Source organism: Aeromonas sp. ZOR0001, assembly GCF_000801015.1.
In the GTDB taxonomy this organism is placed as follows: Bacteria; Pseudomonadota; Gammaproteobacteria; order Enterobacterales; family Aeromonadaceae; genus Aeromonas; species Aeromonas veronii.
Genome location: NZ_JRJY01000125.1, coordinates 21,413 through 28,079, shown reverse-complemented (window position 1 = coordinate 28,079; position 6,667 = coordinate 21,413). Strand labels below are relative to the sequence as shown.

The 6,667-nt window shown below is 60.8% G+C and carries 7 protein-coding genes; 1 reads left to right on the top strand and 6 read right to left on the bottom strand.

Translation table 11 applies throughout. The features are described from left to right. The 5 genes from L972_RS16225 to L972_RS16205 form a co-directional block, all read right to left on the bottom strand. Positions 1–621, bottom strand: a 621-nt coding sequence (locus tag L972_RS16225; RefSeq protein WP_047439552.1) for a DUF3313 domain-containing protein, incomplete at its 3' end; no start/stop codon positions are given. Positions 622–1,011: 390 nt separating this feature from the next. Next, positions 1,012–2,142: an ABC transporter substrate-binding protein gene (locus L972_RS16220; protein ID WP_047439550.1), complete on the bottom strand. Its 1,131-nt coding sequence runs from the start codon at positions 2,140–2,142 to the stop codon at positions 1,012–1,014. A 57-nt stretch (positions 2,143–2,199) separates the two neighbouring features. Further along, positions 2,200–2,835: a LysE family translocator gene (locus L972_RS16215; protein WP_005340824.1), complete on the bottom strand. Its 636-nt coding sequence runs from the start codon at positions 2,833–2,835 to the stop codon at positions 2,200–2,202. A 40-nt stretch (positions 2,836–2,875) separates the two neighbouring features. Then, a complete protein-coding gene (locus L972_RS16210; RefSeq protein ID WP_005357044.1) occupies positions 2,876–3,697 on the bottom strand; it encodes a helix-turn-helix transcriptional regulator in 822 nt (273 codons plus the stop codon). A gap of 60 nt (positions 3,698–3,757) precedes the next feature. Next, complete coding sequence (locus tag L972_RS16205; protein ID WP_231560939.1) at positions 3,758–4,516, bottom strand: substrate-binding periplasmic protein; 759 nt, start codon at positions 4,514–4,516, stop codon at positions 3,758–3,760. A 255-nt stretch (positions 4,517–4,771) separates the two neighbouring features. Between L972_RS16205 and L972_RS16200 the strand changes: the two genes are divergently transcribed. After that, entirely contained in the window at positions 4,772–5,311 is a 540-nt protein-coding gene (locus L972_RS16200) for a hypothetical protein (protein ID WP_047439547.1), read from the top strand. A 43-nt stretch (positions 5,312–5,354) separates the two neighbouring features. Here L972_RS16200 and L972_RS16195 read toward each other — a convergent pair whose 3' ends face one another. Beyond that, a complete protein-coding gene (locus L972_RS16195; RefSeq protein ID WP_081990744.1) occupies positions 5,355–6,554 on the bottom strand; it encodes a 3-deoxy-D-manno-octulosonic acid transferase in 1,200 nt (399 codons plus the stop codon). Between the last annotated feature and the right edge of the window lie 113 nt (positions 6,555–6,667).

Below are 6,667 nucleotides of genomic sequence, written 5' to 3'. Positions count from 1 at the left end.
GCTGGCCGCCCACTGGTCGATCATCTTCTCCATCTCCCCGGCGGTGATGGGCTCATCCTTGTGGGTGGTATCCGTACTCTCACGGGCATCCATCACCCGCACCAGCAGCTTGCCGCTCCGGGAGTCGAGCAGTTGGGCCATGCTGCCCACCTTGAGCAGATAAGGCTCCTTGCCGATCACTTCGCGGGTGACATTGATGGCGATCTTGGCCGGCAGCAGGTCACGCAGCTTGGGGTCGGGGCGGGTCAGGTCGAAGTTGGTGACAGCGGCCTGGATCCGCATGACTTTCGGGCCGGGGGCGGTGGCAATCTTGACGCCCTGCTTGATCAGCTCGCTCTGGAACTTGTCGTGGTAGTAGCGGCCAATCTGGTTCTGTTCGTTGGCGGTCAGCAGATACCACTGACCATTCTCCTGCCGGATAAACTGCAGCGGATCGAGCAGCACCTCATTGTATTGGCGCAGGTCAACGCCCGGCTCCTTGTAGACGCGCTGATTGGGGTTACTCTCGCTCTGCTGGAAGGCAGTCAGCGGGATCGCCTGCAAGCTGTGGGATACCTGATTCTTGACGGCGCAGCCACCCAGCAGGGCCGCAGCCACGGCAACCATCACGACCTTTTTCATATTTGCTCCTGCATTTTACTGTTTGTTTTTGCTGTGGATATCGCACCACATGGCTGGAGAACCCGTGCCGGATGCCGCCAATGTCACAGAGAAATAACCGATTCATCACCTTCCCACAAGCAACAGATCACGATTGTTCAGCTCACATCCAAGTTGTCACAATTGCGGCACTTTTGTACAGGGTCTGCCAGGGTACGAACGGCGATCTGGCGAGGGTTCGGTTGTTTAATCCGGCTAAATGGGGCTGCGGAAAGCGCTCAGTTTTTTCAAACGATGTGAGCCCGCGAGCGGCGTGAGTTGAACGGGGGAATACCCTGGAACGGGCGATGACCGATCATCAGCCATCTCGCGCAAACTTGCCTGCCACCGGAGAAGCGGCAGGCTCATTCATCAGTTATCGAGATCCCAGGGGCACTGCTTGACCAGCCCCTCTTTGCCGCTGGCGACGATCGCCTGCTGCACCATCCGTTTGTAACGATTCTTGATATGGGCGGGCAGCGCGGGCACCAGCAGCCGCTCGTCAAACTCCGGCAGCGGGCGATCCGGCAGCACCGCCTGCTCCTGTGGGCGGAGGGGCGGCCGGGAGGCCATATTGCTGGCCGAGATGGTGGGCGTGCCCACCAGCATCTGGCGTTGCAGCGGCGCGCTCAGCAGAAAATCCACCAGCAGGTAGGCGGCCTTGAGCCGCGCAGGATCATCCCCGACATGACGGGCGATAGAGATCGCATCGAGGGCATAGATGGCCCCCTCCTGCACCATGGCGATCCGCCACTGCTGATCGTTCTGCTTGTTGCACTCCACCAGCTCCAGCCCCCAGGTGGTGGCAAAGGTCTGCTGGCGCAGATCCTCGCAGCGGTTAGCCTGATTGAACCAGAAGCCACGACTGGCTCGCAGCCGCTGCGAGAGCTGCTGCTCCACCTCTTGCTGCAAGGTCTTGTCGGCCAGCATCTCGCCGCTGGCAAACAGGGCGGGCGACTTGCCAAGAGAGAGCAGCACCGAAAAGAGCAGCGGCTCGAACTGGTCGCAGAACTCGGCAAACTGGCCCGACGGCGAGCTGTTGGCAAGCACCTGCCAACTGGTGGGCGCTTGCGGCACCTGCTTGCTGTCATAAGCGAGGCTGAACATGGCGTAGGAGAAGGGCACCGAGTAGTTGCGCTCCCCCTGCTTGTCATACTCGGTGTTCTTGAGGGCAGGCTTCACCTCGGGGTAGTGCTGCAGGCGACTGAAATCGATGGGGAGCAGCAGCTTGAACAGCGGCTGGTGATGGGCCTTGTAGAAGTAGCTGGTCGGCAGCACCACATCGGCGCTGCGGGTGCGCAGGGAGCGGTAGACGCTGTCGAAATCGGTCAGCAGCGGCTCGATCCGGCTGACCGTCGCCTCCACCCCATGGGCTTTGGCGTAGTCGGCAAACTGTTGTTCATAACCCGCTGGCAGATAGCCCCACTCCAGCAATTTGAGCTGAACCGGGGCCGCCAGCGCCGGGGCCATCCCCAACAACCAGCAAAGAGGCAGTAGACGCATGGCCGGGTACTCCTGACAGGTAAACCTTGTTGGAGTATAGGCCCATGCGCCGACTCGTCAGGCCACCAGCTCGGCCCCCATGCTCGCCAGAATGGAGAGGCTGACCACCGCAAACAGCACGCCGGTCACCAGATTGAGTGGCCGCTGCACCCGCAGCAGCAGGCGCTGGGCACGATCGGTGGAGAGGCTCCACGCCAGCAGCCCGAACCAGCAGAGGGAGATGATGAACAGCTCGCCCACCAGCAGGCTACGGGTCATTCCATCCACCTCTGGCGTCACCATGGCGGCCAGCAGACCGATAAAGAACACCAGCGCCTTGGGGTTAAGCAGGTTGGTGGCAAGGCCAGTGCGCACGCCCCTGCCCCAGCCGCGCAGCTCGTTGGCGGCGCTCTGCATCACGGTACTGCTCTGCTGCCGAGCCGCCATCAGGGCGCCCCACCCCAACCAGCCCAGATAGAGGGCGCCGCAGCACTTGATCACCATAAACAGCAGCGGATGGCTGGCGATCAGCATGCTGATCCCGGTCAGGCTCAGGGTGGCGTGCACCATGATCGCCAACGAGATGCCCAGCGCCGCGCCAAGGGCGGTCGGCCGGTGCAGGCTGGTGCGCAGGATCAGGGCGAAATCGGGGCCGGGGCTGGCCAGTGCAATCAGGTGCATCAGGCCGAGGGTAACGAACAGACTGGTCAGCATAACAACTCTCGCTTTAACGACGGAGAGCCAGCATGGCGGATCAGCGGGGGGCGCGACTTGTAAAAGATTGCATCTGGGCACGAAATTCGGCGGGCGTCAGACCGAATGCCTGGCGAAAGCCGTGGTGGAAGTGACTCTGATCGAAGAAGCCGACCGCGAGCGCCACCTCGCTCACCGCCATGCCGCTCGCCAGCAGCCGTTTGCCCTGCTCCAGCCGCAGCCGTTTCAGCCAGGCGTAGGGGGTCATACCGCTGCGTTTCTTGAACTGGCGCAGGAAGGCGAAACGGTCGAGCCCGAGCAACCCCGCCAGCTCTTCCAGCGAGTGGGGCTCGTCGAGGGCGGCCATCAGGTAGTCGCGCAGGAATCGCAACTGGGGATCCGCCAGCTGGTGCACCTCGGGGGCCAGATGCAGCAGCTCCCCCAGCAGGGCAAGCAGCTGGCTCTCGATCAGCAGGCCATCGGCCTTGGGGTTGTCGAGATAGCCGTGTAGCTGGGCAAAGCCCTGATAGAGATCAGGGCGGCTCTGCAATCCCTTGTCGAAGAAGGGTTCCGGCTGCTCCGGCAGCCAGAGCGCCAGCTGCTGCGGATCGATGGCAAAGACCCGCACCTCATACCCTTCCGGCAACAGGCTGAGGCCGTCGTGCACCTCATCCGGGTTGACGGTAGAGAGCACCCCGCGCACCAGATGGTGGCTGTTTCCCTTGTGGATAAACTTCTGGCCACCCCGCTGCACCAGCCCGATATGGTAGTCGAGATGGACATGGCGGCCATAGCTGAACGCCCTGTGGTGGGAGTGTGACAGCTCGACCCCCGGCAGGTGCGGGGATTGCCAGTAGCGGATGAGGGAATCGGTGGTATTCATGGCTTATAGATACACCAGCAGCGGGCCTTGGACTTGTAGATTATTGCACGCAACCCCCTCTCAACGCCCCCACAGCCGAGGGGTTGGCTCCACCAGCGAGGCGAGCGGCACCCGCTCCACCATCTGACGCATATGTTGCACCAGATCGGGATTGCCATCCCCCAACGACTTGTTCAGCACGATATGCACCTGCAGCGGAGTGACCGGCAGGTAGATGAGGCGGGTCGCCGCAGGGAGCTTGGCGCGAAAATGGTTGGCGGAAATATCGTTGGAGAAGAGCGCGGCATCGATGCGCCCGCGCAGCAACTTCTGCATGTTGCCATGCTCCCAGCTGAGCTGGGAGAGGGTGTCGATGTGGATCTGCGGATGCTGCAACAGTGGCGGCACGATCGCCTGACTCGACCAGCCGATGGTGGTGCCGTAGAGATCTTCTTGTCGTTCAACCGCGTGAAGTCGCGATGGCACCAGTACCACCAGCACTGGCCGCAGCAGCAACAGGTGGGGGTCGATATAGCGAAAGTGACGAGCACGCTCGGGACTGTAACTCAGCAGCGGGGTCAGATCGCACTCGCCGCTCTCGAGGTTGCTGAGCAGCCGCGCCACATTGACCCCCTGCCACTCGATGGTACGCCCGATCGCGGGTTCGATATGACGGCGAAAGTAGTCGATCACCGGCCCGGAGACCTCGCCCTGCTGATCGATGGTGACCAGCGGTGCCAGCTGGAAGACACATCCCCGCAGGGGCGCGGTGATCGCCACGGCGTGGCTGATGGTCATAAGAGGGAGAAGAAGTGCCGATAGCAGTAATAACAAACGCATACCCGAACGAGAGATGCCCATAGGTGACGACCCGATGCCCTGATAGCCATCAGCATGGCACAAGGCAAAGGGGCGGGCTATCCGCCCCTGCCGCGCTTCGACCTCTTGTGCCCCCTACTCCCATGACCAATGGCCCCGTTTTATTGCGGTGAAAATCAATACTTCCGCGGCTTTGATGGATTTTGGTCTCTTGAGATATAGTGCGGCCCCATTTATTAAACCGGCGGATGAGCGCCCCGCCGGACAGGTAGATTCATGAGACTGTTTTTGCTGTTGTTGTCGTTGTTTGCTACGACTGTAAGTTCTGATGAAAAGCCGCGCCTGCCCTATTACGACTGGGGTCGCTGCCCGTTTGAAGGTTGTACCTATCAATCGTGGACCACCAAGCAAGAGGTGATCGTCAGAGCCGAGCCATCCCTGACGGCCAAAGCGCTGTTCCGGCTACCCCGCGGCCAGCAGGTGGAAGGGCTGACCGGGGTCGTCATTACCGAACAACCGGGGATCGTCGAGATACTCAGATCGGTCAAGCTGGGCTACAGCAAGGAGGGCAAAGGGCCGCTGTTGAATATGAAGGCAGGGGAAACGCTTTATATCCTCGGCGGACTGGGCGAAGGCAATAGCCTGTTCTGGTACAAGGGCAAAACCTTCATTCTCGATTTTGACTATGCGCGCAAAGAGATCAGATACGGCCGGTCACCGCAGAACCAGTGGTGGGTAAAAATCCGGGACAAGCAGGGGCGTGAGGGTTGGGTTGCCGAAGCCAAAAACTTCGCCCATATGGACCGTTTAGAATAGTGACAGCCAGCTCCCCGAGATCGGGGAGCTGGCCGTGGATGACTCACTGCTTGGGTTGCAGCTTCATCTCTTGCAGATACTCCAGCACCTGGGTTTTGTAGTCCGCCTGATAGGAGAACTTGGTGCTGTCGCACGCCGCGATCAGGTTCACCGCGGTGCAGAACAGGGTGGCTGCCAGCAGCCCCTTGCCAACCCACTGCGGATAACGACGACTCCAGCGCACCAACAAAAGCAGGATCGGGAACAGGGCGTAGGGGAAGATCAGCATCAGGTGCCAGTAGTTGAAGATGATGGGCGAGAGCGCCGCACTCACCAGCACCGCCAGCACCGCCGCCAGCGCATAGAGGCCGAGCCAGCTTTCACCATCCACCTCGGCCCGATCACTGCGCAGCAGACGTGGCTTGAGTTCGCGCCACAGCTGCCAGTTGGCCTTGGCCGCCAGCAGCACAGTCGCCGAGCCTACCCCGTAAATCACCACCCGCCACAGCCAGACTGCCGCCATCTGCAGGTATTCGTGCCCCGCCAGCCAGATGAACTGGGTGTCATTGACCAGTTTGCTGGCAAACAGCCAGGAGCCGTAACGCAGCCAGTAGAGCACTGATTTCAGCACCGGATAGACATGCACCAGCCCCCAGCCGATATAGCGCTGGCGTGCCTCGGGATCGACGTTCTGGGTGATGTGGCTATTGCTCATCACTTCCATGGCGTAAGGGATCAGGGAGGCACCGATCAGCAGGGTAGCCACCACCACCCCGCTCCAGCTCACCTTGAGAATGCGGCGCCAGAAGAGGTAGGTAGACATCACCGCCAGCAGCGGCCAGGAGTAGTGCAGCTGCATCGCCATGCCGATGGCCAGCAGGTGAACGATCATGTGCCAGAAGGAGGCCCGCTCGCGCATATGCCAGGCCGACCAGCAGTGCATGGCCGAGAAAAGGAACAGATAGGAGGGGTTGTAGAGCAGACTCTCGTACTGGAACCAGGGGTTGAGCCAGCAGAGCACCAGAAACAACAGACGCACCCTGTCATCAAACACCTGACGGATCACCGCATCAAACAGCAGGAACCCGACCAGCCGCATCGCCAGCAGCAGCACCATGGGGGCATAGGGAGAGTCCCACAGCAGCAGAGGCCCGCCGATCAGCCAGGCTGACAAGCTGCCCGGCACATTGCCCACCGCACTCGCCGCATTGCCATAGCTGAGCCAGACCCCCTCATAGGCCCCAAGGTAACCCTTGTAGAGCATCTGGGTCTGATCGCCACCGATTACTTGCGATACAGAAAATAATATGGATATCCCAATACCGAGTAACAATGCCAGTCCATAACTATTTTTCACCATTGATTTCTCACATGACC